The sequence below is a fragment of the Enterobacter cloacae complex sp. SHL012 genome (genome assembly GCF_049237505.1).
GTDB lineage: Bacteria > Pseudomonadota > Gammaproteobacteria > Enterobacterales > Enterobacteriaceae > Enterobacter > Enterobacter kobei.
Map to the genome: position 1 here is coordinate 776,287 of NZ_JBMKIZ010000001.1, position 24,840 is coordinate 801,126.

Genomic DNA, 24,840 nt, shown 5'->3' on the forward strand with positions numbered 1-24,840 from the left:
TAGCATTAACAGTTATAACTGCAACGTATCTCAAGGATTTGTCCTCATTATGACCCGACTGATTCGCCTGCTGCCTCTGGCGGCACTGGTTCTGACCGCATGTACTGTCACCCAACCAAAAGGCCCGGGCAAAAGCCCTGATTCACCGCAGTGGCGTCAGCACCAGCAGGACGTCCGCAATTTGAGCCAGTATCAGACCCGCGGCGCCTTCGCCTATCTCTCTGATGAACAAAAAGTGTATGCGCGTTTCTTCTGGCAGCAAACCGGGCAGGACAACTATCGCCTGCTGCTGCTGAACCCGCTCGGCAGCACCGAACTGGAGCTTATCGCCAAACCGGGCGAAGCGCAGATCACCGACAATAAAGGCCAGCACTACACCGCGACCGATGCCGAAGAGATGATTGGCAAGCTGACCGGGATGCCGATCCCGCTGAACAGCCTGCGCCAGTGGATCCTCGGCCTGCCGGGTGACGCCACCGACTACACCCTGGACGATCAATACCGTCTGAGCCAGGTCAACTACACCCAGAATGGCAAAACCTGGAAAGTGGTATACAACGACTATGACAGCAAGAGTAAACCATCGCTGCCATCAAATATGGAGCTGACACAGGGCAGCCAGCGCATCAAGCTCAAAATGGATAACTGGATCGTTAAATGATGACCCACTGGCCTTCTCCGGCAAAACTGAACCTGTTTTTATATATCACCGGTCAGCGTGCTGACGGCTACCATACCCTGCAAACGCTGTTTCAGTTTATTGACTATGGCGACACGATCGCCATTGAGCCGCGTCAGGACGGGCAGATTTGCCTCCTGACGCCGGTCGAAGGCGTGGCGCATGAAGACAACCTGATTGTGCGTGCCGCGCGCCTGCTGATGAAAGCGGCGGCGTCGTCGGGGCGGCTGCCCGCGGGAAGCGGTGCGGACATCAGTATAGAGAAGCGCCTGCCGATGGGCGGCGGTCTGGGCGGCGGCTCATCTAACGCCGCCACGGTGCTGGTTGCCCTGAATCACCTCTGGGGCTGCGGGCTGTCGCAGGACGAACTGGCCGCCCTGGGCTTGACACTGGGCGCGGATGTTCCGGTGTTTGTTCGCGGTCATGCGGCCTTTGCCGAGGGCGTGGGGGAAATCCTCTCCCCGGTCAACCCGCCGGAAAAATGGTATCTGGTTGCTCACCCCGGCGTGAGCATTCCGACCCCGGTCATCTTTAAAGATCCTGACCTGAAAAGAAATACCCCGATTCGGTCAATAGAAACGTTATTAAATTGTGAATTCAGCAACGATTGCGAGGATATCGCAAGAAAACGTTTTCGCGAGGTTGATGCGGTGCTTTCCTGGCTGTTAGAATACGCGCCGTCGCGCCTGACTGGTACAGGGGCCTGTGTCTTTGCTGAATTTGACACCGAATCCGCCGCTCGTCAGGTGCTTGAGCAAGCGCCGGATTGGCTGCATGGTTTTGTAGCGCGTGGGATGAACATCTCCCCTCTACAGCAGGCCATTCTGGCGCAGACTGAGTTTCGGTGACAACGTCACCCTGTTCCAGACGTTGCATCGCGCTCTTTAATACACCGCCTGGATAGCCTTCGCCTGGCCCGCACAGTTTGCGGCGAACGCTATCCACCACTGGACGCATGCCTGAGGTTCTTCTCGTGCCTGATATGAAGCTTTTTGCTGGTAACGCCACCCCGGAACTAGCACAACGTATTGCCAACCGCCTGTACACTTCCCTCGGCGACGCCGCTGTAGGTCGCTTTAGCGACGGCGAAGTCAGCGTACAAATTAACGAAAATGTACGCGGTGGTGATATTTTCATCATCCAGTCCACCTGTGCTCCAACGAATGACAACCTGATGGAACTGGTTGTTATGGTCGACGCGCTGCGTCGCGCTTCCGCAGGCCGTATCACTGCTGTAATCCCTTACTTCGGCTATGCCCGTCAGGACCGTCGCGTCCGTTCCGCGCGTGTGCCAATTACCGCTAAAGTCGTTGCTGATTTCCTCTCCAGCGTCGGCGTTGACCGCGTACTGACCGTTGACCTGCACGCAGAGCAGATCCAGGGCTTCTTCGACGTCCCGGTTGATAACGTATTCGGCAGCCCAATCCTGCTGGAAGACATGCTGCAGCTGAACCTGGACAACCCGATCGTGGTTTCTCCGGACATCGGCGGCGTGGTACGTGCCCGTGCTATCGCTAAGCTGCTGAACGATACCGACATGGCGATCATCGACAAACGTCGTCCACGCGCTAACGTTTCTCAGGTGATGCACATCATCGGTGACGTTGCTGGCCGCGACTGCGTGCTGGTTGACGATATGATCGATACCGGTGGCACGCTGTGTAAAGCCGCTGAAGCGCTGAAAGAACGTGGTGCGAAACGCGTATTTGCTTACGCAACTCACCCGATCTTCTCCGGTAATGCGGTGAACAACCTGCGTAACTCCGTCATTGACGAAGTTGTGGTATGCGATACCATTCCACTGAGCGACGAGATCAAGGCACTGCCAAACGTGCGTACCTTGACCCTGTCCGGGATGCTGGCCGAAGCGATTCGTCGTATCAGCAACGAAGAATCCATCTCTGCAATGTTCGAACACTAATCGAACACGGCCGAAAAACCCGCTGCGGCGGGTTTTTTTGTCTTTAGGTTTTATTTGTATGATTAATGCCTCCTTCACCTGCCATTCATATGACAGATGATGCGCACTCGGATGATAGATAATTGTGAAAAACGTAGCCTCCTCACATGTTCTGCCCTTTCGCGCCCTCATCGACGCTTGCTGGAAAGAGAAGTACACCTCGTCACGTTTTGTCCGTGACCTGATTGCCGGGATCACCGTCGGCATTATCGCCATACCGCTGGCGATGGCGCTGGCGATTGGTAGCGGCGTTGCACCACAGTACGGCCTCTACACCTCGGCCGTTGCCGGGATTGTCATCGCCCTGACCGGTGGTTCACGCTTCAGCGTCTCTGGCCCGACCGCCGCTTTTGTGGTGATCCTCTACCCGGTTTCGCAACAGTTTGGTCTTGCAGGCCTGCTGGTTGCCACCCTGATGTCAGGCCTGTTTTTGATTCTCTTTGGCCTGGCCCGCTTTGGCCGCCTGATTGAGTACATTCCCCTTTCCGTCACGCTCGGGTTCACCTCAGGGATCGGGATCACCATCGGAACCATGCAGATCAAAGATTTTCTCGGTCTGCAGATGCCTCACGTACCGGAACATTATCTGCAAAAAGTGGGCGCGCTGTTTATGGCACTGCCTACGGCCAACCTGGGCGACGCCGCCATCGGGATTGTGACGCTGGGTACGCTGATCGTCTGGCCTCGTTTAGGGATTCGTCTGCCGGGTCACCTTCCCGCGCTGCTGCTGGGTTGCGCAGTAATGGCAATCGTCAATATGTTCGGTGGTCATGTCGCGACGATCGGCTCGCAGTTCCACTATGTGCTGGCGGACGGTTCTCAGGGTAGCGGCATTCCGCAACTGTTACCGCAACTGGTACTGCCGTGGGACATGCCTGGCTCCAGCTTTACCTTAAGCTGGGATTCCCTGCGCGCCTTGCTTCCCGCCGCATTCTCTATGGCAATGCTGGGGGCCATTGAATCGCTGCTCTGTGCCGTCGTGCTCGACGGCATGACCGGCACCAAACATAAAGCCAACAGCGAACTGGTCGGTCAGGGGTTAGGCAATCTCATCGCCCCGTTCTTTGGCGGTATTACCGCAACGGCAGCCATCGCCCGTTCAGCGGCGAACGTGCGCGCGGGAGCAACCTCCCCCGTTTCGGCGGTTATCCACTCCGTGCTGGTGATCCTCGCTCTGCTGATCCTTGCCCCCCTGCTCTCCTGGCTGCCGCTTTCCGCTATGGCCGCGCTGCTGCTGATGGTGGCCTGGAACATGAGTGAGGCGCATAAGGTGGTCAACCTGCTGCGTCGTGCACCAAAAGACGACATCATCGTAATGTTGATCTGTATGTCGCTGACGGTGCTGTTCGATATGGTTATCGCCATCAGCGTCGGGATCGTGCTGGCTTCCCTGCTGTTTATGCGCCGCATTGCACAGATGACGCGCCTTTCGCCGGTCAACGTAGAGGTGCCTGATGATGTGCTGGTGCTGCGCGTAATTGGCCCGCTGTTCTTCGCCGCGGCGGAAGGCCTGTTCAGCGAACTGGAAACCCGCATCGCGGGCAAACGGATTGTGGTATTGAAATGGGATGCCGTACCGGTGCTGGATGCCGGTGGCCTGGACGCCTTCCAGCGCTTCGTACAACGTCTGCCGGAAGGCTGCGAGCTGCGGGTGAGTAACCTGGAATTCCAGCCGCTGCGCACCATGGCGCGCGCGGGCGTACAGCCGATCCCTGGCCGACTCTCTTTCTACCCTAACCGGGAAGCGGCGTTAGCGGATCTGTGATTCACCTGATGCGGAGAAACGTCTCTGCATCATTATCCCGATGGCCTGCTGGAGCCATGCAAGCACAGCAGGCGACATCCATGTTCCTTTCATCAGCTGCGGCTCCTGCTGCAAGGCCGCGCGAAACTTTTGCTGGGTTTCCGGGTTTGTTCCCGCATACGACTGGAATAACGCCAGCCAGTTTTCAGCCAGCTTTTGCGCCTCCTCACAGGCAGGATCGATACTTTTCCGCTGCGCCTGATGCAGTTTCGCCACCAGCGGCGGCCACTCCATCATGCGGTCAAAGTAGTGTGCCCTGGTAAAGGCCATCTCTTCGGCGGTGAGATACTTCTCCCATATGTTGAGCTTAGATTCAGCAAACGCCCGGGTAATGTACTCCGTCATCTCCGGCGTGATGCCAGTCTGCGCCTGCATTTGCGGCTCAACGCTGTGCATTTCGTTCAGCCGGGTAAGAAACTCCGGCTTGCCCGCCGTGTCCTGCTCCAGGCGTTCCATCCAGCGCGTCGCCAGCTCCATGGCTCGCGCATCCGTAACGGGGATATGTTGCTCCAGAAGTATGTTGGCCTCTGTAACCAGCCCTGACCAGATAGCCGCCAGTGCCTCCTTCTGCACCGCAAACGGCAGCTGCTGTAACTCTTCTTTGCTAAACCAGCGATCGTACATATTCATTAACTCCAGCGTCTGTAGCCAGGATTCCAGATCCGGCGTCGCATCGTCGCGAAGCCCGGTGCGGAGTTCCACCAGCCGGTCGCGCAGCGTATGTATGCTGCAAAGCTGTTTATCCAACAGCGTGATTTGCGCATCGAGTAACTCGGTTAACGACAGCGACGCCTGTTCCAGAAAATCCCTGATTTCAGCAAGTTCCAGCCCCGCTTTTGCCAGCGTCTGGATCATGTGCAGACGCTGGACATCTGCCAGGTTGTAAAGCCGGTAACCTGCCGCACTTCTGGCAGAAGGCAGCAACAACCCTGTTTGCTCATAGTGATGCAATGTCCGCACGGTGATCCCGGCCCGTTTCGCAAGCTCACCCACCTGAATCAACATAATTGCTCCTTTTTACTTTGCCAGTGCACACACTCTGGAGCCTTACGTTACGTGAGGGTCAATACTACATGCAAAAAAAAACGACTCCCTCGGGAGTCGTTCGGTGTTCTTTATCAGGTACTAGCTGTGCTTGTGCTGATCCCTGCGACAACGTTTATCATAATGGCGCACCCACCAGTATTTATCGCAGACTTCCTCATGTCCGCTCACGCGCGCCCCGGCAAGCCACAATACTGCACCGAGGAAAATGCTCAGTACCGCGCCATGCGCGAAGTATTGCGGGAGATCAAGCTGCGGCAATTGGTTTAAAATTGAATAACCCACGCCGACAACCATCACAAACAGCCCCAACCCCATCAGCACGTTACCGAGTAACGAAGCGTTTTTGCGTTTCATGTGTCACCTCCGGAACTTTGGGTTGTCAGGGGAAAAGCCCCTAATCCTTGTGTTTAAAGTATAGACAGCGCCTCTTTAATGAGTTGCGTGAATGATCACATTTACGGATAACTCCCAAACAAAAGTTTACAAATAAGGCGTTGAACAGCTTGAAATTCTAATTGTTCAGATGAGTAATTATTCGACTTTCGCCGTGACGATTGCAGAATTTTGTCAAGCGGCGCGCCAGACAGTAAACTACGCGCCAGATCTGGAACCCATTAGGAATTGAATCGTGACGATTAAACTGATTGTCGGCCTCGCCAACCCGGGCGCAGAATATGCGGCCACTCGCCACAATGCCGGGGCATGGTATGTTGATCTGCTGGCCGAGCGGTTGCGTGCTCCCCTGCGCGAAGAACCTAAATTCTTCGGCTATACCTCACGTATCAACCTTGCTGGCGCAGATGTGCGCCTGCTGGTACCCACCACCTTTATGAACCTGAGCGGTAAAGCCGTGGCGGCAATGGCAACGTTTTATCGCATCAATCCGGATGAAATTCTGGTGGCTCACGATGAACTGGACCTCCCACCCGGCGTGGCAAAATTCAAACTGGGCGGCGGGCACGGGGGCCATAACGGTCTGAAAGATATTATCAGTAAGCTGGGCAATAACCCGAATTTCCACCGTTTGCGCGTAGGAATCGGCCATCCGGGCGATAAAAACAAAGTTGTTGGTTTTGTGTTAGGTAAGCCCCCGGTTTCTGAGCAGAAACTGATTGACGAGGCGGTAGACGAAGCGGTGCGCTGCACTGAAATCTGGCTGAAGGATGGCTTAACCAAAGCGACAAACCGCCTGCACGCTTTCAAAGCGCAATAATCCGCCCGATACGGCTTTTTTACCGCGCGTGATGCGGGTTACGTGTATAATAGGCAGAGTAATTTACTTTTCATCAATCGGTTATCGTTAACGGATTGATTATCAAGATATTAAGGTGATTTAGAAATGGGATTCAAATGCGGTATCGTCGGTCTGCCAAACGTGGGCAAATCCACCCTGTTTAACGCGCTTACCAAAGCGGGTATCGAAGCGGCGAACTTCCCGTTCTGTACCATCGAACCGAACACCGGGGTTGTGCCAATGCCCGACCCGCGTCTGGACCAGCTCGCGGAGATCGTGAAGCCACAGCGCATTCTGCCGACCACCATGGAGTTCGTTGACATCGCGGGCCTGGTAAAAGGCGCCTCCAAAGGTGAAGGTCTGGGTAACCAGTTCCTGACCAACATTCGTGAAACCGAAGCGATCGGCCACGTTGTGCGCTGCTTCGAGAACGACAACATCATCCACGTCAACAACAAAGTGGATCCGGCTGACGACATCGACGTCATCAACACCGAGCTGGCGCTCTCTGACCTCGACACCTGCGAACGCGCGATTCACCGCGTGCAGAAGAAAGCCAAAGGCGGCGATAAAGACGCGAAAGCGGAACTGGCTGCGCTGGAAAAATGTCTGCCACAGCTGGAAAACGCGGGCATGTTGCGCGCGCTGAAAAACCTGACGGAAGAAGACAAGGCGGCGATCAAATACCTGAGCTTCCTGACCCTGAAGCCAACCATGTATATCGCCAACGTTAACGAAGACGGTTTTGAGAACAACCCGTACCTGGACAAAGTGCGTGAGATCGCCGCGGCGGAAGGTTCTGTCGTTGTGGCGGTATGCGCTGCCGTTGAATCTGACATCGCCGAGCTGGACGACGCTGACCGTGAAGAGTTCATGGCCGAGCTGGGTCTGGAAGAGCCGGGCCTGAACCGCGTAATTCGCGCGGGTTATGAGCTGCTGAACCTGCAGACCTACTTCACCGCTGGCGTGAAAGAAGTGCGTGCGTGGACGATTCCTGTGGGTGCAACTGCGCCTCAGGCGGCCGGTAAGATCCACACCGACTTCGAGAAAGGCTTTATTCGTGCGCAGACTATCGCGTTTGAAGACTTCATCACCTACAAGGGTGAGCAAGGCGCGAAAGAAGCAGGCAAGATGCGTGCGGAAGGGAAAGATTACATCGTTAAAGATGGCGATGTGATGAACTTCCTGTTTAACGTCTGATTGGTTTTTGAATGAAAAAAATCCACGCTTTGGCGTGGATTTTTTTATTCGAGGGTTAAAACACATTTTCCAGGAGTTCTGTTTTCATGCTGGGTTCAAAGGGAATGATCTCAACAGTCGCAAGCTTTAACCTCTGAAAAGGATCCTCGCGCAAGCGCTCTTCCAGAAAGGCAAGACTCTCAGATTTAGCAAGAATGACGCCACCGTTTCTTGGGATCCATTTACATTATAAGGCCCAAGTTCCATCATAGACCTTATAATGTTAGCTCTTGATTGAAAAGATCAAAATTTACTTAAAAAAAATCATGTCCGTAATTTCACATAATTATCAAAAAACTCAGAAAACGAAGCGTTTAAAGTGTTTGTTTCTTTTCTGGAAAACAGATCATAATTAATAACTCGACCAAAAGTTTTGCCGCCACAGTCTATACACCAACAAACTTCGTCATCTTTGAAATAGATAACTGCATAGTTTTCAGGAAGGGAGAACTCAGTCCGGCAATAATTTGTATCATAAAAAACAGCACCTCCGGATTCTTCGAGTGCATTGTTATCAACTACTCCTGAGATCTCCTCTCCAATTACACCGCCGCCGCCAACCAAATGTAAGAACTCTTTAAAATCAAGTGGGAGTTTAATACCCAGATTATTTTCAAGTATGTCAATCTGCTCTAGATCAACCGGGCCTAACCAAAACACCTCGTCTGTAGCATTCTTATCTAAATGCTCAATTGCAGTTTTGATAGTCATCTTTTACACCCTATTAAAAATCCAATGATCTCAACTTCCAATACGCGCTTCTAAATCTGTTGTACTGCCTATCAAGTTCAGGAGTATTTCTAAAACTCCCACCATTCTCAATTAATCCATGCAATTGCTTATGATACAGCTTATGCGTTGATGAAAGAATTTCCACCATCGGTCCAGGCTCTTGTCCAAGAACATGATGGAGGTTAACTTGTTTTCCATCCGTGCCAATCGGAGCATAGCCATTCTTCATCAAATCAACATTTGTCCAACCATCCTTAACTTTCGCTTTGATTGAAGGATGAACTGACGGATGAACCGACTTAGGGACACCTGGATGTATATCAACAGTATTTTTATAGACTGTACGTCCCAGAATGGTTCCAGGCTTATATTTACCTGAGGATGAACACCTACTCAACCCCCACGGATCCACCCACCCCAGCGCATTCGGCGCATACTGGTAAAGGTTTATCCCCCCCGCCAGCCCTATCGGGTCCTGCTGCGTAAACCGTCCGCAGTCCGGGTCGTAATACCGGAACAGATTGTAGTGCAGCCCTGTCTCACGATCCAGGTATTGACCCTGCATGCGCAGGTTCTGAGAATATCCTGATACCTGCGTTTCGCTTTCCCGCAGCAGCTTGCCCCAGGCGCTGTTCACCGCGTCCCAGCGCACCTGCCCTTCGATATCCGTCATCCGCTCCGGCGTGCCGTTGGGCTAACAGTGGAACCAGAAGATTTCCGGGGCATCCACGCCGTCGATACGCGCCAGCGGATCGTAGCTGTCCTGATCGCTGTAGACGTAGGTCAGCGGCACATCCCCGTGCACTTCCTGCAGCAGGCGGAACCCCTCCCAGACAAAACGGGTAGTGACCGGCTTGCCGGTTGGCTGCCCGCCCAGCATCTGGCGACGCGTTTTGCTGATCCGTCGTCCGAGCGGATCGTAGCGGAAGTTGACCTGCGTCTGCGGTTTGTTGCGATCCCGCGGCTGGCTGATGACCTCCGTCAGGCGGTGCTCGCCGTCGTAGCGGTAGTGCCACCGGGTCTGGCCGTTATCCTTCTCCACGGTGCGGCCGTGAATGTCATAACGCCAGCGAATGCCGTTCAGCTGCGTCAGGCGGTTATGCGTGACCTTCTCAGCAGCCCCTTCGAGCGGGTTACCGGCGGCATCCCAGCGCCACTGCTCCTGTCCGGGCAGCGAGCCGTCCTGAACCAGCAGGCGCCCGGCGCTGTCGTACTGCCAGCGGTACCAGCTGAACGGATTATCGTCCCGCTCTTCCCGCACCAGGTTATTGCGGTAATCGTAATCCCAGCAGCGGGACCAGCGGCGCGGCGACGGGCGGTGAGCATTGCCGGTAAAGACGTCCCGGCGATGCAGTCGTCCAAGGTGGTCGTACTCGCTGCGGGTGGTCAGCAGCCCCTGGGTGCGGCTGGTTTCACGGTGGAGTTCGTCGCGGGCAAAGTCGGAGACCGACAGCTTATTGAGAACAAGGTGAGCAAGGCAAGAAAGAATCAGGCAAGATGCGTGAGAAAGAGAAAGATTACATCGTTAAAGATGGCGATCTGATGAACTTCCTGTTTAACGTCTGATTTGTTTTGAATGAAAAAAATCCACGCTTTGGCGTGGATTTTTTTATTCGAGGGTTAAAACACATTTTCCAGGAGTTCTGTTTTCATGCTGGGTTCAAAGGGAATGATTTCAACAGTCGCTAGCTTTAACGCCTGAAAAGGATCCTCGCGCAAGCGCTCTTCAAGAGAGGCAAGACTTTCACACTTAGCGAGAATGACCCCACCGTTTCTTGGGATCCGTCTACCGGATGCCAGGAAAATCCCCTCTGAATACCCCTTTTTTAGCCACTCAACATGAGCATGTATCGCTGCGTCAATCTCTTCGAGTGGTTTGATATAGGTTAAAATGACAATGTAAACCGTGCTCATCCTTTGCCTCTTAGCTCTGTTTTAAACCGCTTGTTGGAACTGCTTATGCAGCCCTCTTTTGCCACCGGTTATTGTTATCATTTTTTGGTGCTTTTGATGTTAATACGCAGGGCCCGATAGAGACAGCGCGTTACGCTTCATATCCCAGGAATAAAACCAATCATGCCAGCCGTTTTGCTTTTCCGCATAGCTACAGACCACAACCACTTGCTTTGACAGGTTGAAAGTTAAGTAATAGAAAGCTGCGCCTTCAGGAGGTGCTGACCAAAATGGTTTTTCACCCTGCGCATTGAAGATGGTCAAAACGGTTGGTAATGGCTTTGGTTCGCTTAACGCAAAGACTAACTGGCGTGTTGAGTCGACCATTGCATGGTCTAAAAATGGCATACTAACCACTCTGTTACTTTCACCACTAGCCCAATGAAGCAGGTTATTTTCTTTAAAATAAATGAGATTTTCAATCATTGGTAAACCTCAACCTTTAAAGGTTGATCTTTTTCAAATCACCTTCAAAAAGCCCCACAAGATATACCCGGTATCGTGCTGGTTGCACTTCTTTATACGTTAATACACTAGAAAAATCTTTCAAACACTTTGAACATGTATTTTTCGAAACATCTAATTGGCTATCGTCGTAGCTATATTTCTTATGTTCACTAACAAGCTTCACACCTCTCATTTTCTTAACCAAAAAGCTTTTTACCTCTTCAGTAAGCGTGTCAAACTCATATGAGTTTACGATAGAGTAGACTATTACCCCGTCACACTCAGGGCATGATATTTCCTTTCCATACTCTATGAAATCATTGTCAATGCCATCGAGGACTAATAACTTCTTTTTAAGTCGATTAGTTATTTTCATTTTCTCTATAACTTTTAACTCCAATAATAACAAGTAAGATTAAAAGTAAATGGATGATGTTATTAGTCAATAACTTAATTTAGGCAAGCCTTAGTTATTGATTATATTGAATTCCAAACTATATGTATGCCATGGTTGAATGACTTTGTCTCATACGAGACAGAAATTCGGCCCCATTCATAATCCCATCTAATCATTTCTGTTTTCGTAATATCAGGAGCCCCTAAATTCAGAGAAAGGCTTAGCCAATCAGACAAGCTTTTCACTGAGTTATTTAGCATGTTAATATTAGTTCTTGCATCCCAGTCCTTTAGGGATTTATAATATTCACTATCTTTATCGACAAGATGAACCATAAAAGGAAAACCAAAACATATTGGCCGTATGTTAATTTCAAATTCTTTATCGCAAAAAAACACCGGATCAATAAGATAGTGATAAGGCATGTATTTCTTTACAGCATTAAACGTATTTAGTTTGTGATAAAGTTTACTGTTGCAAAATCCTTCTTCAGTATCAATCTCTAAAGTTAGACCATCGAAAATTAGCTTTCCCGTTTTCGCATTAAAATTTAAGTTTATCATATATCTAAAATCTTTCCTGGGGTTAAGGACTGAAGTCCTCCCCCATCTCCATACAACTTATTGGCTGCAGCTCTACCGTAAGCAACATCTATGTCTTCGCTTACATAGAAAGCCCTTAATTTCGTACGTACAGACCATCGAGGATCTAATTTTACCTGTAGCACTTGATGATAACCCAAAGGATCGCCTCTATATTGATTGACTGTTGGGAATGTCACAGTATATGAGGGTTGTTGATTCCCATTCGGGTAAAGAGCATAAAGAATTATACCTTTTTTCAGCTTCCTATTCTTATAAACATCAATACCGGGATAATCATCATTTCCAGGGCCTTGCCACTTTGTTGCTTCTTTAGATGGATCCTTACATTTACGACTCAACCCCCACGGATCCACCCCAGCGCATTCGGCGCATACTGGTAAAGGTTTATCCCCCCCGCCAGCCCTATCGGGTCCTGCTGCGTAAACCGCCCGCAGTCCGGGTCGTAATACCGGAACAGACTGTAGTGCAGCCCTGTCTCACGGTCCAGGTATTGCCCCTGCATGCGCAGGTTCTGAGAATATCCTGATACCTGCGTCTCACTTTCCCGCAGCAGCTTGCCCCAGGCGCTGTTCACCCCTTCCCAGCGCACCTGCCCTTCGATATCCGTCATCCGCTCCGGCGTACCGTTGGGCTGGCAGTGGAACCAGAAGATCTCCGGGGCATCAACGCCATCGACACGCGCCAGCGGATCGTAACTGTCCTGATCGCTGTAGACGTAGGTCAGCGGCACGTCCCCGTTCACCTCCTGCAGCAGGCGGAACCCCTCCCAGACGAACCGGGTAGTGACCGGCTTGCCGGTTGGCTGTCCGCCCAACATCTGGCGTCGCGGTGACGGGCGCTGGGCATTGCCAGTGTATACATCCCGGCGATGCAGTCGACCAAGACAGTCGTACTCCCTACGGGTGGTCAGCGCCCTCTGCATGCAGAAGGAAAAAATTACACTGTTAAAGATGGCGACATACTGAACTTCCTGAATAACGTTTGAATAGTTTCAGTTGTGTCTTGAGACTCTCTTTACTTCATAGCATTTACTAATAACCCACGCCATATCTTGATTTTTTCTTGAAAGTTCAATTAAAGTATTTATAGCGAAATCTGAAGGCGAGTAATTCATTCCGCCATAAATGCAATCTTTTCAGAATTATTATCTAACTATTCTTTATGCATTTTCATTATACATCCCTCCTTTTTAGACCCACTTATAAAAGATGTACAAAGAAGATTATTATTTCATTTAGAAAAAAGGGATTAATCCGATTTTTTATCTCGCATACTAAATAAGGCAGTCATCTATAATAAATTTAAATATCACTACTGGACAATATGGCTTCCGTTCCATGGATGGATAACTCATATATGTAATGTACGATTTATTACCATCAGAGATTAAGATTCCATTCAATATATATCCCACAATCAAAGGATCTTTCATTTGATTGCACTGTTATCTCTCCCCATTCATAAGTCCATTTTGTTCCATATGGAGGCTTATTTATCTTTCCCATATTGTTTCTGGAAAATTTATTTTGAACCCATTCTGTCAATCGTCTTTCTTCCTCTTCTAGATTTTTTAACGATGCCCTCTTATCCCAATCTTTGAGTGATTGATAAAAATCTCCGTCTTTACTTGTAAGAAAAAGAGATGGATTAAATGAGAAAATTGCTGGTCTGAACTCTACGATAAAATTCTGCCCTTCCCATTCAATATCATTTTTCGAAAAATAAAATTTACCTATCTTAGTAAATTGCGGATGGGTTTTGTAAAACTCAGATGAAGTAAATATTTCAAAAGAACTAAGTTCAATAGGATAATCATCAATTTTAACATTCCCATTTTTTACATTAAATGTCATCTTTTTCATATATCTATAACCTTACCAGGAATTAATTTACCTCTTGCTTCTTCAGGTATGTAAAACTGCATCCCCCCCCCCTTTCCGAACTGAGGATTCGCCGTTGCACGACCACTAGCAACAAATATATCCTCAGATACATAATATGCCCTAACTTTGGTTCGTACAGGGAAATCTGGGTTAAGTTTCACTTGTAACGCCTCATGATATCCTAATGAATCACCTTTATATTGCCTAACTGTAGGATGAGTTACGGTATATGCAGGTAACTGATCACCATTTGGATGCAATGCATAGAGGATCGTTCCTTTTTTAAGCGTTCTGTTCGAGTAACTATCAATACCTTTATAATCTTTATTAAGAGGTCCTTGCCACTGAGTCGCTTCTTTAGAAGGAGCCTTACATTTACGACTCAACCCCCACGGATCCATCCACCCCAGCGCATTCGGCGCATACTGGTAAAGGTTTATCCCCCCCGCCAGACCTATCGGGTCCTGCTGCGTAAACCGCCCGCAGTCCGGGTCGTAATACCGGAACAGATTGTAGTGCAGCCCTGTCTCACGGTCCAGGTATTGCCCCTGCATCCGCAGGTTCTGAGAATATCCTGATACTTGCGTCTCGCTTTCCCGCAGCAGCTTGCCCCAGGCGCTGTTCACCCCTTCCCAGCGTACCTGCCCTTCGCTATCCGTCATCCGCTCCGGCGTACCGTTGGGCTGGCAGTGGAACCAGAAGATCTCCGGGGCATCAACGCCGTCGATACGCGCCAGCGGATCGTAGCTGTCCTGATCGCTGTAGACGTAGGTTAGCGGCACGTCCCCGTGCACTTCCTGCAGCAGGCGGAAACCTTCCCAGACAAACCGGGTGCTGACCGGCTTGCCGGTTGGCTGTCCGCCCAGCATCTGGCGTCGCGTTTTGCTAATGCGTCGTCCGAGCGGATCGTAGCGGAAGCTGACCTGCGTCTGCGGTTTGTTGCGGTCCCGCGGCTGGCTGATGACTTCCGTCAGGCGATGTTCACCGTCGTAGCGGTAGTGCCAGCGGGTCTGGCCGTTATCTTTCTCCACGGTGCGGCCGTGGGTGTCATAGCGCCAGCGAATGCCGTTCAGTTGCGTCAGGCGGTTATGCGTGACCTTCTCAGCAGCCCCTTCGAGCGGGTTACCGGCGGCATCCCAGCGCCACTGCTCCTGTCCGGGCAGCGAGCCGTCCTGAACCAGCAGGCGCCCGGCGCTGTCATACTGCCAGCGGTACCAGCTGAACGGATTATCGTCCCGCTCTTCCCGCACCAGGTTATTGCGGTAATCGTAATCCCAGCGGCGAGACCAGCGGCGCGGCGACGGGCGTTGGGCATTGCCAGTGAAGACATCCCGGCGATGCAGTCGACCGAGGCGGTCGTACTCGCTGCGGGTGGTCAGCAGCCCCTGAGTGCGGCTGGTCTCCCGGTGGAGTTCGTCGCGGGTGAAATCAGAGACCGACAGCTTATCGAGGGCAATACCGAGCAGATGCCCGCTGCCGTAGTAGAACTGTTTCAGCTCGCGGCCATCGGGCAGCGTGACGGAGGTGCGGTTGCCCAGCGCGTCATACTCCCACGCCAGCTCGCCGTGTTCGCCCGCCTCGCGCGTCACGCGACCGAGCGCGTCATAGTCAAAGGCAAGCTCCTGCTCGGCCTCGGTGGTCCATGCGTCGGCTGAAAGCGCAGGATGCAGCCCGATCCGGCTTAATAGCCCGGATGGTGTGTAATGATAGCGGGTCTGTCCTTCCGGCGTGGTGCGGGCGACCAGCTGGCCGCTTGCGCTCCAGGCGAAGGCGTGGGTGATGGCCTCCGGGTGACCGGCGGCAAAGGTGCGCGCTATCGTGCGCCCGCAGGCGTCGTAGCAATACTGAGAGGCCACGCCATCAAGCCCTGTCTCTTCCAGAAGCAGCGAGTCCGCGCCCCAGCGGAACCGGTACGCTTCGCCGTTTTCGTTTTCCAGGGCAACCAGACGCCCGCGGCTGTCCCAGCGGCGGCGCACCTCTTCCCCCTGAGTATTGCGGGTGGCGGTTAAGCGCCCTGCGTCATCGTATCTGAACTCGCTTTCTTTCCCGTCAGCGCCCGCATGCTTCACCGGCAGGCCGCGCTCGTTCCATGCAAGTGACTCCGTCCAGCCTTCCGGACGATCGAGCTGCACCGGACGTCCTGCCGCGTCGTAGCGATAGCGCGTCTCTTCGCCGTCGGCGCCAGTCTCGGCCACCAGCCAGCCGAGCGGATGATAACGGTAGCGGGTAATGCGCCCGGAACAGTCCGTCGCACGTACCATCTGCCCGGCGTCGTTATACTCCTGGTAGCGGCTGTTTCCGGCGGCATCGACCTCCTCAATCACCTGACCAAACTCATCCCGGTGCAGGAGCGTGGTCTGCCCCATCGGGTCGACCACGCGCTTCAGGCCGTGATGTTCGTCGTACCAGAAACGGGTCGCGCTGCCGTCGGCTTCGATAATGGCCGCCGGAAGCGCGCGGTGCTCCAGCCAGGTGGTGGTACGGGTATTGCCGTCGGCGTCGATCTCCTGCACCCGATTGCCCATTTCGTCGTAGACAAAGGTAACGGCATTGCCGAGGGGATCGACGCGACGGGTCAGAAGTTCGTTGTCATCCCACTCGTAGCGCCAGGTTTCACCACGCTCGTCAACGTAGCGGACAATCAGATTTTGCGCGTTCCAGTAGTGCTTACGCGTCTGACCATCGTAGTGCTCGACGGTCGTCAGCCCGGCAGCTAAATCATAGCTAAAGCGGCACCCGTCGCCGGTGCTGGTGCGGTTTTCCACCACCCGCCAGTGGTCGAATTTTTGCCAGCGGTATTCACTTTCCAGCCCACCAGGCAGGCGGTGCCAGACCATCAGGCCACGGTCGTTATAGCGGTATTCACGCGTCACCACGCCGGAGGCATCCGTCGCGCTCGCCAGCTGGCCGCCCGCATCGTAGCGCCACTGCATCAGCGGCCAGGAACGGTTGCCGTCGAAATGACTCGCCGACGTCACGCGCTGCGGGAAACGTTCATCTTCGTAGCGCAGGGTGACGTCGATTGCCCGCGGCTCGTCGTGAAGGCCGACCAGCCTGCCGTGCTCGTCCCACTCCGTCAGCAGCGCGTTGCCGTATTCGTCGCTGAGGGAGGCGAGACGCAGGATAGATGGATTCGCCCGGGTCGGTTTATACAGACGCCATACCGCACCGTCATCATCGGCGATCGCGACGTCGCCGCTCTCATTGCGGCGGATAATAATGCCTTCGCTGATGCTGTAAAACGCGCGGTCGACAGGCGGCAGCTCGAAGCTCAGCTCACGCCCGGTTTCGTCGAACCAGGTGGCGTTGTTTTCTTCCAGCGTCAGATAGCTGTCAAAGGGGGTTGCCCAGCCCAGCCCGAACAGCCCTTCGCGGGTGGTCAGGCTGTTATAGCTGCGCTGCCAGCGAAGCGGGAAGCGCCCCGGCAGCGAGAAATCGAGTTCATCGTCGTCATTCAGTACCTTTACGCCGGTGGCGGCGTGAACCGGATGCGAGGAGCCAAACACGGCATTCACGGCCATATCGGCCAGCATCCCGCCGCCGGCCGCCGCCAGCGCGCAGGGCATGTTTTTAAGAATCTTGCCCGGACGTCCGCGCAGCAGGGAGAGCGCAATCATCCCCAGCGCCAGTCCCGGCGTTTTACCGCTTTTGATATCGCGAACCGTAAGCGTGTCGCCGCCAATGATCACGTTCGGGGAGACATCGTCGGAAATGGTGCCTTCGCAGGTGGTGCGATCTTTTGCGCGCACCGCAGGCTGTCCGTTGATAAAGACGCTTTTGGAGCCTTCCGCCAGATACTGCGGCCCGGAGTGTTTTTCGCACGCCACCTTGTCTTCTTCCAGTGGCGAGGTCCCCGCCGCGGCAGAGGCCACGCTCGGCTGCCACATTTCGCTGCCAAATTGTCCGGCGGCGGAAAGCAGCATCCCTGCGTAATCGGCAAAACTGCCCGGAGACTGCGGTTCAGGGGAAGGGGTATCCGCAGGCGTCAACGTTCCGGCCGCGCGCGCGGCGGGGATCGCATTCGTCAGAACGTTATTCGAACCGGTGGTAATTTTGCCCGCAGGCGACGGAGGGAAAAGCGCATTGCCCAACCCTTCCGCGGCATTGCTGATATCGTCAGTGATCCCTGCCACGTTCGCCAGCACGCCGCCGATAATCCCGCTTAACAGACAGCTGGATCCAATTGCCGCCACGCCTGCTGCCGCGGCCCCCGCCCCCAGTAGTGGCGCCGCTACGGTTGCAGCAGCGCCTACCGCCGCACCGATCACCGCATAGGCGGCACCTTCCGCCACAATGCTGGTGATGTCAGCAAAAATGCTGGAGTGAATAATCTCGTCGCCCTTACGGGCCGCGTTGTTATCGCTCATGCCTTACACATTCCGGTTGTCGTTTAGCGTCAGACTTTGCTTAAGCGCGCTCCAGCGCCCCTCGTCCTCTTCGGTGAACGCTCTGAGTGCCGAGAGGGTAAAAATCATCAATACCGGTTTGCCCGGCGTCTGTACGGCCAGCTGTTTTTGCCACAGGCGTTGCCCGTTACGGTCGAAGGTGGTCTCAACTTCTAGCCCGTTAATTTTTCCGTCAGGGCCGGCTTTTACATTCCGGAATTCGCTCTGAGCAATTTCGCCCATCTGAGGACGCAGCACATCCCACTGGCGGTGAAACTCTTGTTCGTAGTCACTGCCGTCCGGAATGACGCCGCGGCTGACCACCACGGATAATCCGCTTTCGTCATCGCGAATAATATTCATACTGTTATCCTGCCAGGCAGCAGGATAAAGGGAAAACGAACCTTCCTGGAGGGTGTATTTCATAAGTGAACTCGGGATGGTTAATATTGTGAGAAACAAGAAGGCCAATCCATGCTGGCCCTTTGGGCTGGCTGTTTTATTATTTACGCCATTGACCTGACTGTTCGACTAAAACCTGGCTGCCTTTGCTGACAACCAGTTTCGCGGGTGCATACGTCACGGTATAAACGATTTCGCCATTCTTGTACGTTGAGCCGATTATTTTACCTGCGGAGTCGCGCAACGTTTTTCCCTTTGCGGCTAACCGTTTCGAGCTTATTGTATTGCGATAATTCAAGCGCCGATGACGTTTCAACGACGCCTGTCAATAAAGCGGTGAACAATGCGACTGCCAAATATTTTTTGGTCATAAATCACTCTGAAGTACCATTTTCGTAATTCATGGTTATTTTCACAACCTGACTGTCTATAACCTTAAAAGAGAGCAATTTCTTACCCAATTCATAGGAAATCCAATTCTCCCCGGAATCATTTTCGAACTGACCATCGCCGTACGCATTGTTCAGATCTCTGATTGTTGAACCCACATGAACGCCACGCGGCGTTAAAATATCTGAGGCAGTCAGCGTAATCTGGGACACGATATAATCGTCAACGCTTCTTTCTGCTTTATCCCACCAGAGATTGGAACTGAATATTTCTAACCCAGCCTTTTGATGCTGGTAGAATTTATAGTTTGTTCCGTCAAAAGGAACTTCACCGACAAAATGGCCTTCCAACGGCACGTCAATTTTACGGGCAATATCAGGAGTCCATCTGTCGCCCAATGCGACAGGCTGGTCTTTAATCTGCACAGAAAAATCCCGTTTTATCAGAACGGAAGGCATCACCTGAGCCAAAACCACATTGCTGCTCAGACAGGTATACATCAGGGCAGAAAAAAGAAATGTCGGAGTGTGTTTTTTCACATTAATTGTCATTTAATGAATGTATATCGTTCTCACCACTGGAAACACCGTCAGGACATGGGAACTGTGTTTCTTATTCGGCGCTTATGACGACAGAATCCAGACAGTCAGGTTTTTTCACGGCGAAACTGAAGCTCACCTTTTGTCCATTACTGTCTTTTGGCGCGGTATAACTGGTCACTTCATTCTCAGAGCGGCCTTGCGGATAGTCAGTGAGCACCAGTTGCGGAAAGTGCATTTTAACGGTATCAAGCGTTATGCATTGACCTGACGGTGAAAAATTCAGTAAAGGCGCCATGTCGCCGTTATCTTTGCTTAAACGTAAACCAATTTCTGTAATGCTCGTTCCATCATCCAGTTTGAAATCGTCAGCTTTGTAGAAATTGATATATTCATTTTGTCTGGTGATCTTAAATGACAACGGCGCAATGCGATAAGCACCGCACCGGCCTTACTCATCTTTTGGCGTAAACTTCGCCTGCACAGCCGCATCAATATCCCCTTTATGCCCCGATCCCGGTGCCGTGGTGCCCGGCTTGGTTCCCGAGGTATTCAGGTGCAGCTTACCGCCCGTGGTGATATAACCATCCCCTTCCACGAAGAAGTTAAACTCTTTGCCGATCAGGTTAATCTTGCCGTTGGCATTCAGCTCAATGGCGCTTTCCCCTGAGACCAGCCGCAGCTTCGTCCCGGAAGCAATCACATACTGCTCGACCGCCGCATCCAGTTTGCCTTTCCCCGTCAGGATCTCGGTCCCGCCTTTCACCGCCTGGGTCTGATTCGCTTCCACGCGATGCAGTTCATTTTTCTTCACGTAATGGCTGCGCTCGCCGCCGACGCTGTGCGTTTCGTCATTTTTAACGCTGGTGTCCATGTTGCGCTCGGCCTGGATCCACACCTGCTCTGCACCTGCTTTATCCTCAAAGCGCAGGGCGTTGGCATTGTCCACGGAGCCGTCTTTCGTGCGGCTCATAAAGCCCATCTGTGTCGCGGCGGCAGGCAGTGCCCACGGCGGCATGCTCGCGTCGTTATACACGCGCCCGGTAATAATCGGACGGTCCGGGTCGCCGTTGATAAAGTCCACCACCACCTCGTCGCCGACGCGCGGGATTTGCACCCCGCCGTAGCCCTGGCCCGCCCACGCGCTCGACACGCGCACCCAGCAGGAGCTGGTGTCATCCCCCTTCGCCAGACGGTCCCAGTGGAACTTCACCTTCACGCGACCGTATTTGTCGGTCCAGATACTCTCGCCGTTCGGGCCCACCACCTTCGCCGTCTGCGGGCCGTAGGTGCGCGGCCACGCCGTGCTCTGCGCCGGGCGATAAGAGACCGACGCCGGGATGACCGTGAAATCGGTCCTGTGAACAGTTTCACCTTCGCCGCTGGCGTAGCGGTTCTCTTCGAAGTGGTAGCCCGCCGCCGTCACCAGATACTCGCCGTTATCGCTGAAGAACGGCGCGTTGGTCAGGGTGAAGGTGTGGCCCGGCGCAATCCCCGCCGCCGTGGCGGTGGCCTGAATCTGCTGGTGCTCAACCTGCCAGCGCTCCTGGCGAATGCGGGCGTAAAACTCCGCATGCCCGGTCTCCACAAAGCGTCCCGGCCAGTCGTAGACGTCAATGCTGCCCGGCTTCGGCGACACCGGGTTCTGCTGGGCCTGGAACAGCCACGCGTTCGGCTTGCGGAAGTCATAGTCGTCGAGGCTGTAAATCCCCGGCGTCACGCTGTCCTCAAGCGCCCACTGGCTGATGCCCTCTTCATCCGTACTGCCGCCGGACGGCGTCTGGTGGTAAGGAATGACCTCATAGCCGCTGAACGGCTGATGCTGCGTGGCGGCGTCGGTCAGCACAAGCGTGTGCTTGTCGGCCTCGTGGCTGAAGTGATAGGCAATCCCTTCCAGCTCCATCAGGCGGCTGATGAAGTCCAGGCTCGACTCCTGATACTGCACGCAGTAGTCCCACACCCGGTAACTGCCGGTGAGTTTATCCTCCACATTGACCTGATGTTCAGCCAGCAGGGTTTTCACAATCTGCGGCACCGTCTGGCCCTGGAAAATACGCAGGTTACGGTCGCGCTTCATCGGCCACAGGTCCGGCTCCACCGTCAGCTGGTACACCGCATAGCGGGTGCCCGTCAGCTCAACGGCGCTGACCGCCACGCGGGTAATCTTGCCGTTAACATAGCGGGACGTCAGTAGGTTCTGCGTCGGGATGGTCACCGTGACCGGCTGGCCCAGCAATTTGCTGCGGTCAATGCGTGCATCCGTGCCGAGCAGGGTCAGCGTCAGGGCGAACGACTCGGACATCGCCTCGCGGCCCGTCAGTTTCCAGAACAGAAGCCCCTCCACCGGGAGCTGAACGGTAATTCGGTTGAGCATAATTTTTATTCCATCTAGCTTATGCGATTTAGAAAAGAGGTTCGCATCTACGCATCAGCGTCATTTATATATCAAAGTGAATGATTTCTTTTTCTTTTGCCCATTAAGTAAACAAGAGAATATATTTTTAGCAGTTCCGAGATAACGAACAATCCTAAATTTACCCAGACACTTGTAATACCAAACACACTTACCAAAAGTGGGAAAAAAGAAACCGAACATCTGAACGAAATTAGACGGAAAACTTCCTGAGCAAGGGCAAATTTAATCGCAACGTCTTTTCTCTTAAAAAACAACCAGGCCGAAATAAAAAGTGAAAGTAACAAGAGCAAATCAAATATAAAAAAGAGTGTTACGATAAAGTTGTAACCGCCTCCTGAAACTACATCTGAGGTTCCTGTGAACGCGATTAAATCTGAAATCAAGGGGATCCTGTCCTGACGAAGTGAGTTTACAGAATAAAGCAAAAGAGCCAGTACATCCATGCTTCCCCAGAAATACCATAATTTACTTTTTAAATTCATAATCCTCTTCTCTGACTCCAGGTATCCATTGCCATGATTTACCACTTACTGCCCAGGCATCATCACTCTCAAGGTATTTCTGATAAATGGATCGTTGTTCTCCGTATCGTCTGATGACCGATTTCTTAGATATAAACACGCGCGATTCTCCATCCAGATCTCCGGGTAGCGCTGTCCAGCGCTGAATTTTATCGCGCGACGTATTCATGTAATCTTTACCGTCCGATCCAAATACTCGTCCCTCATCCCCCATGCTCGTCAGTCGATTAATCGCCATAATCACAACATTTTTTGTGCCATGATAATCATCTTCAACAGTTTTCCAGTAACCCGGCCCGTAATTATTGGTAGAGGGAACGAATGAATCACGCGTTGGGGCTGGTTTTCCAAATAGAGCGACATTATTTCGGTAACGTTCGAGGACGTAATTCACAAAAGCTGAGTTGTAGATCGTCTCATCAACACAAAACAACTCCCCTGACTCAGAGATGAAAAAGGGATATAGGGCTTTTGTCCGTTGACGGTGATCTATTAAGACCACCTCCCCTGAATCAATTAACCGCTGTATTTTATTAAGATTTTGCGCATAGAGGGGATCAAAAACGGCATTAGGATTAAATTCGAAGCGATGTCGTAACGTTAAACCATCAATGCTGTGAAATGGATTTGAAACGCCTCGCACCACAACAAACTCACGCCCTACGTCGCTCCGTGCATAGACAGGAGAGACAATCTTTTCGAATTCCTTTGGACGAAGCCTTTGGCTTCGAAGATCGTACACTTCCATAGTATCTCCTGTTTAAATTCCTACGGATTCACCAGCCAGGTGCCCGGCTTGGCAATATCCAGCGTCTGGCTGCGCGTTTTCCCGTTACCCTGCAGTTCAATCTTCACCTCACCGGCGGGCAGCTTGAGCGATGCATAGCCGTTGGTCGCCGGACGCAGCGCTTTTGGCTCGCCGTTCACTTTCAGCGTTTCGCCGTCCTGGATACGGATATAGACAAGCGCAACAGGGCTCTCGACAGGCGGTGGCGTCTGTTGCGCCGTCGCCTGCTCGCTCACCTTCGCCGTTTCTGGCTTCACGTCTGGCGCGTTCGCGGCGGTTTCCGTCGGACGCGTCTCTGCGGGTGCCTGCGCAGCCTGCTCTGGCGCATCCTTGCCACCGCTGAACAACATCGCTCCGGCGACCACACCCACCAGCACGCCTGCGGCAACCATGCCCGGGATTTTGTAACGACGCCAGTCGAGTGCTGAAGCCGGCTTTTCCTCTTCCACCGGTACCAGCATGGTGCCCGGTTTTTTCGCCGTCAGCACATCGTTTATGCCCGCAACCGGCATCTCGATCAGCGCGGCGAATTCGTCGATAGACTGAGGACGGTCTTCCATGTGCAGCGCCAGCGCGCGGTCGATGGCCTGCAGCAGCGGGATGGAATAGCCCTGCGGCATAATTTCCACCAGTGGCTTGCAGGTATCCTGAATAGAACGCACCACGCTCACCGGCGGCGGAGAACCCACGATCAGGGTGCGCAGCACGGCGCCAAGGGCGTAAATATCCGTCCACGGGCCCTGCTCGCTTTCGTTGTCGTCGGTGTACTGCTCGATCGGTGCAAAACCCGGTCGCAGCATGGTTTCCGTTTCGTCAGAAAGGTTACCGATGGTGCGGCGCGCGGAGCCGAAATCAAGCAGTACCGGCAGGCCGTTATCCTGGATCTGGATGTTATCCAGCGAGATATCACGGTGCAGATAGCCTTCGTCGTGGATGGTCTTGATGGCGCCAAACAGCATCGGCAGCGTGCGGCGGATCCAGGCCTCGTTGATCAGCTCCGGTTTTTCTTCGCGCAGGCGCGAAAGCGTGGTGCCGCTGTAAAACAGCGTTCCCATGTAGGCCGTGTCGTTTTGCACCCAGAAACGCAGGACATGCAGCAGGTTCGGGTGGTTAAAGCGCGCCAGCAGACGGGCTTCCTGAATGAAGCTGTTCAGGCCTGCGGAAAACGCTTTGCCAAAGCGCTCGCTGCGCAGCACCAGGGTCATGTCGTCGCCGCGCACGGCGAGCGAGGAAGGCATAAATTCTTTGATAGCGATAGTGCGTTCGAGCTGGTGATCCCACGCGCGATAAACGATGCCAAAACCGCCGCCGCCGATCACCTCTTTGATTTCAAACTCGTTGAAGCGGTACCCGACCGGGAGCGCGTTTGGGACAGTCCGATTGTTATCATTATCCGTCATCTTTTACAGTTCTCTTGATG

The 24,840-nt window shown here is 53.0% G+C and carries 24 protein-coding genes and 3 pseudogenes; 7 read left to right on the forward strand and 20 right to left on the reverse strand.

The window, feature by feature from the left end; genetic code table 11:
- Nucleotides 1-49: 49 nt before the first annotated feature.
- From lolB to dauA, 4 genes are all read left to right on the forward strand, one after another.
- Nucleotides 50-661 carry a lipoprotein insertase outer membrane protein LolB gene (gene lolB, locus ACOTY9_RS03720; protein ID WP_014884196.1) on the forward strand — a complete coding sequence of 204 codons (612 nt, stop codon included), beginning with the start codon at nucleotides 50-52 and terminating at the stop codon, nucleotides 659-661.
- Complete coding sequence (ispE, locus tag ACOTY9_RS03725) at nucleotides 658-1,527, forward strand: 4-(cytidine 5'-diphospho)-2-C-methyl-D-erythritol kinase (RefSeq protein WP_248177887.1); 870 nt, start codon at nucleotides 658-660, stop codon at nucleotides 1,525-1,527. The genes lolB and ispE overlap by 4 nt, the downstream gene beginning before the upstream one ends.
- A 125-nt stretch (nucleotides 1,528-1,652) precedes the next feature.
- The gene (gene prs, locus ACOTY9_RS03730; protein WP_003856663.1) at nucleotides 1,653-2,600 is read left to right on the forward strand and encodes a ribose-phosphate diphosphokinase; all 948 of its coding nucleotides are present in this window, start codon (nucleotides 1,653-1,655) and stop codon (nucleotides 2,598-2,600) included.
- A gap of 124 nt (nucleotides 2,601-2,724) precedes the next feature.
- Nucleotides 2,725-4,404 (forward strand): C4-dicarboxylic acid transporter DauA, encoded by a 1,680-nt coding sequence (gene dauA / locus ACOTY9_RS03735; RefSeq protein WP_014884198.1) that lies wholly within the window; start codon nucleotides 2,725-2,727, stop codon nucleotides 4,402-4,404.
- On the opposite strand, the gene ACOTY9_RS03740 is transcribed toward dauA, so the two are convergent.
- Both ACOTY9_RS03740 and ychH read right to left on the reverse strand, forming a co-directional pair.
- The gene (locus tag ACOTY9_RS03740) at nucleotides 4,390-5,448 is read right to left on the reverse strand and encodes a MerR family transcriptional regulator (RefSeq protein WP_348565452.1); all 1,059 of its coding nucleotides are present in this window, start codon (nucleotides 5,446-5,448) and stop codon (nucleotides 4,390-4,392) included. The two genes, dauA and ACOTY9_RS03740, sit on opposite strands and share 15 nt — an antisense overlap.
- Before the next feature lie 120 nt (nucleotides 5,449-5,568).
- Nucleotides 5,569-5,844, reverse strand: a complete 276-nt coding sequence (ychH, locus tag ACOTY9_RS03745) for a stress-induced protein YchH (RefSeq protein ID WP_008499505.1) — start codon at nucleotides 5,842-5,844, stop codon at nucleotides 5,569-5,571.
- 274 nt (nucleotides 5,845-6,118) lie between these two features.
- Here ychH and pth point away from each other — a divergent pair, with 274 nt between their 5' ends.
- Both pth and ychF read left to right on the forward strand, forming a co-directional pair.
- Nucleotides 6,119-6,703 (forward strand): aminoacyl-tRNA hydrolase, encoded by a 585-nt coding sequence (gene pth / locus ACOTY9_RS03750; RefSeq protein WP_014884200.1) that lies wholly within the window; start codon nucleotides 6,119-6,121, stop codon nucleotides 6,701-6,703.
- 126 nt (nucleotides 6,704-6,829) lie between these two features.
- Nucleotides 6,830-7,924: a redox-regulated ATPase YchF gene (gene ychF, locus ACOTY9_RS03755; protein WP_010432886.1), complete on the forward strand. Its 1,095-nt coding sequence runs from the start codon at nucleotides 6,830-6,832 to the stop codon at nucleotides 7,922-7,924.
- A gap of 303 nt (nucleotides 7,925-8,227) precedes the next feature.
- Here ychF and ACOTY9_RS03760 read toward each other — a convergent pair whose 3' ends face one another.
- The 3 genes and pseudogenes from ACOTY9_RS03760 to ACOTY9_RS03770 form a co-directional block, all read right to left on the reverse strand.
- Nucleotides 8,228-8,674, reverse strand: a complete 447-nt coding sequence (locus tag ACOTY9_RS03760) for an SMI1/KNR4 family protein (RefSeq protein WP_023330592.1) — start codon at nucleotides 8,672-8,674, stop codon at nucleotides 8,228-8,230.
- 13 nt (nucleotides 8,675-8,687) lie between these two features.
- The gene (locus tag ACOTY9_RS03765) at nucleotides 8,688-9,107 is read right to left on the reverse strand and encodes an HNH/ENDO VII family nuclease (protein WP_255344243.1); all 420 of its coding nucleotides are present in this window, start codon (nucleotides 9,105-9,107) and stop codon (nucleotides 8,688-8,690) included.
- Nucleotides 9,084-10,157: pseudogene (locus ACOTY9_RS03770) on the reverse strand (RHS repeat domain-containing protein); the annotation flags it as partial. The gene ACOTY9_RS03765 and the pseudogene ACOTY9_RS03770, both read right to left, overlap by 24 nt.
- 2 nt (nucleotides 10,158-10,159) lie before the next feature.
- Here ACOTY9_RS03770 and ACOTY9_RS03775 point away from each other — a divergent pair.
- Nucleotides 10,160-10,261, forward strand: a pseudogene (locus ACOTY9_RS03775) (DUF933 domain-containing protein); the annotation flags it as partial.
- A 54-nt stretch (nucleotides 10,262-10,315) separates the two neighbouring features.
- On the opposite strand, the gene ACOTY9_RS03780 reads toward ACOTY9_RS03775, so the two are convergent.
- The 15 genes and pseudogenes from ACOTY9_RS03780 to ACOTY9_RS03850 form a co-directional block, all read right to left on the reverse strand.
- Nucleotides 10,316-10,609, reverse strand: coding sequence for a YciI family protein (locus ACOTY9_RS03780; protein ID WP_014884201.1), 294 nt, complete (start codon nucleotides 10,607-10,609; stop codon nucleotides 10,316-10,318).
- 99 nt (nucleotides 10,610-10,708) lie between these two features.
- A complete protein-coding gene (locus ACOTY9_RS03785) occupies nucleotides 10,709-11,074 on the reverse strand; it encodes a hypothetical protein (RefSeq protein ID WP_023330594.1) in 366 nt (121 codons plus the stop codon).
- Between the two features lie 16 nt (nucleotides 11,075-11,090).
- Nucleotides 11,091-11,471: a hypothetical protein gene (locus ACOTY9_RS03790; RefSeq protein ID WP_032629020.1), complete on the reverse strand. Its 381-nt coding sequence runs from the start codon at nucleotides 11,469-11,471 to the stop codon at nucleotides 11,091-11,093.
- Between the two features lie 101 nt (nucleotides 11,472-11,572).
- Entirely contained in the window at nucleotides 11,573-12,055 is a 483-nt protein-coding gene (locus tag ACOTY9_RS03795) for a hypothetical protein (RefSeq protein WP_023330595.1), read from the reverse strand.
- Nucleotides 12,052-12,435, reverse strand: a complete 384-nt coding sequence (locus ACOTY9_RS03800) for a hypothetical protein (RefSeq protein ID WP_244911516.1) — start codon at nucleotides 12,433-12,435, stop codon at nucleotides 12,052-12,054. The genes ACOTY9_RS03795 and ACOTY9_RS03800 overlap by 4 nt, the downstream gene beginning before the upstream one ends.
- 8 nt (nucleotides 12,436-12,443) lie before the next feature.
- Nucleotides 12,444-12,923 (reverse strand): annotated as a pseudogene (locus ACOTY9_RS03805) (RHS repeat-associated core domain-containing protein); the annotation flags it as partial.
- Nucleotides 12,924-13,476: 553 nt separating this feature from the next.
- A complete protein-coding gene (locus ACOTY9_RS03810) occupies nucleotides 13,477-13,959 on the reverse strand; it encodes a hypothetical protein (RefSeq protein WP_023330597.1) in 483 nt (160 codons plus the stop codon).
- Nucleotides 13,956-18,347 (reverse strand): RHS repeat-associated core domain-containing protein, encoded by a 4,392-nt coding sequence (locus ACOTY9_RS03815; RefSeq protein WP_348565451.1) that lies wholly within the window; start codon nucleotides 18,345-18,347, stop codon nucleotides 13,956-13,958. The genes ACOTY9_RS03810 and ACOTY9_RS03815 overlap by 4 nt, the downstream gene beginning before the upstream one ends.
- 3 nt (nucleotides 18,348-18,350) lie before the next feature.
- Nucleotides 18,351-18,791, reverse strand: a complete 441-nt coding sequence (locus tag ACOTY9_RS03820; protein WP_320729344.1) for a DcrB-related protein — start codon at nucleotides 18,789-18,791, stop codon at nucleotides 18,351-18,353.
- A gap of 350 nt (nucleotides 18,792-19,141) precedes the next feature.
- Nucleotides 19,142-19,696, reverse strand: a complete 555-nt coding sequence (locus tag ACOTY9_RS03825; protein ID WP_348565450.1) for a hypothetical protein — start codon at nucleotides 19,694-19,696, stop codon at nucleotides 19,142-19,144.
- A gap of 73 nt (nucleotides 19,697-19,769) precedes the next feature.
- Entirely contained in the window at nucleotides 19,770-20,117 is a 348-nt protein-coding gene (locus ACOTY9_RS03830; protein WP_348565449.1) for a hypothetical protein, read from the reverse strand.
- Between the two features lie 30 nt (nucleotides 20,118-20,147).
- A complete protein-coding gene (locus ACOTY9_RS03835; protein WP_348565448.1) occupies nucleotides 20,148-22,070 on the reverse strand; it encodes a type VI secretion system Vgr family protein in 1,923 nt (640 codons plus the stop codon).
- A 71-nt stretch (nucleotides 22,071-22,141) separates the two neighbouring features.
- Complete coding sequence (locus tag ACOTY9_RS03840) at nucleotides 22,142-22,594, reverse strand: hypothetical protein (protein ID WP_014884217.1); 453 nt, start codon at nucleotides 22,592-22,594, stop codon at nucleotides 22,142-22,144.
- Nucleotides 22,578-23,381, reverse strand: a complete 804-nt coding sequence (locus tag ACOTY9_RS03845; protein WP_014884218.1) for a hypothetical protein — start codon at nucleotides 23,379-23,381, stop codon at nucleotides 22,578-22,580. Before ACOTY9_RS03845 ends, ACOTY9_RS03840 begins: the two co-directional genes overlap by 17 nt.
- 20 nt (nucleotides 23,382-23,401) lie before the next feature.
- Nucleotides 23,402-24,820 (reverse strand): serine/threonine protein kinase, encoded by a 1,419-nt coding sequence (locus ACOTY9_RS03850; RefSeq protein WP_014884219.1) that lies wholly within the window; start codon nucleotides 24,818-24,820, stop codon nucleotides 23,402-23,404.
- Nucleotides 24,821-24,840: the final 20 nt, after the last annotated feature.

What these genes read in the sequence shown, in the direction of transcription:
- ACOTY9_RS03795 (WP_023330595.1), bottom strand. Translation starts at nt 12,055, where the DNA reads ATGATAAACTTAAATTTTAATGCGAAAACGGGAAAGCTAATTTTCGAT.
- ACOTY9_RS03790 (WP_032629020.1), bottom strand. Translation starts at nt 11,471, where the DNA reads ATGAAAATAACTAATCGACTTAAAAAGAAGTTATTAGTCCTCGATGGC.
- ACOTY9_RS03785 (WP_023330594.1), bottom strand. Translation starts at nt 11,074, where the DNA reads ATGATTGAAAATCTCATTTATTTTAAAGAAAATAACCTGCTTCATTGG.
- ACOTY9_RS03845 (WP_014884218.1), bottom strand. Translation starts at nt 23,381, where the DNA reads ATGGAAGTGTACGATCTTCGAAGCCAAAGGCTTCGTCCAAAGGAATTC.
- ychF (WP_010432886.1), top strand. Translation starts at nt 6,830, where the DNA reads ATGGGATTCAAATGCGGTATCGTCGGTCTGCCAAACGTGGGCAAATCC.
- ACOTY9_RS03815 (WP_348565451.1), bottom strand. Translation starts at nt 18,347, where the DNA reads ATGAGCGATAACAACGCGGCCCGTAAGGGCGACGAGATTATTCACTCC.
- ACOTY9_RS03740 (WP_348565452.1), bottom strand. Translation starts at nt 5,448, where the DNA reads ATGTTGATTCAGGTGGGTGAGCTTGCGAAACGGGCCGGGATCACCGTG.
- lolB (WP_014884196.1), top strand. Translation starts at nt 50, where the DNA reads ATGACCCGACTGATTCGCCTGCTGCCTCTGGCGGCACTGGTTCTGACC.
- ychH (WP_008499505.1), bottom strand. Translation starts at nt 5,844, where the DNA reads ATGAAACGCAAAAACGCTTCGTTACTCGGTAACGTGCTGATGGGGTTG.
- ispE (WP_248177887.1), top strand. Translation starts at nt 658, where the DNA reads ATGATGACCCACTGGCCTTCTCCGGCAAAACTGAACCTGTTTTTATAT.
- ACOTY9_RS03760 (WP_023330592.1), bottom strand. Translation starts at nt 8,674, where the DNA reads ATGACTATCAAAACTGCAATTGAGCATTTAGATAAGAATGCTACAGAC.
- ACOTY9_RS03810 (WP_023330597.1), bottom strand. Translation starts at nt 13,959, where the DNA reads ATGAAAAAGATGACATTTAATGTAAAAAATGGGAATGTTAAAATTGAT.
- ACOTY9_RS03840 (WP_014884217.1), bottom strand. Translation starts at nt 22,594, where the DNA reads ATGAATTTAAAAAGTAAATTATGGTATTTCTGGGGAAGCATGGATGTA.
- ACOTY9_RS03820 (WP_320729344.1), bottom strand. Translation starts at nt 18,791, where the DNA reads ATGAAATACACCCTCCAGGAAGGTTCGTTTTCCCTTTATCCTGCTGCC.
- ACOTY9_RS03780 (WP_014884201.1), bottom strand. Translation starts at nt 10,609, where the DNA reads ATGAGCACGGTTTACATTGTCATTTTAACCTATATCAAACCACTCGAA.
- ACOTY9_RS03850 (WP_014884219.1), bottom strand. Translation starts at nt 24,820, where the DNA reads ATGACGGATAATGATAACAATCGGACTGTCCCAAACGCGCTCCCGGTC.
- ACOTY9_RS03835 (WP_348565448.1), bottom strand. Translation starts at nt 22,070, where the DNA reads ATGCTCAACCGAATTACCGTTCAGCTCCCGGTGGAGGGGCTTCTGTTC.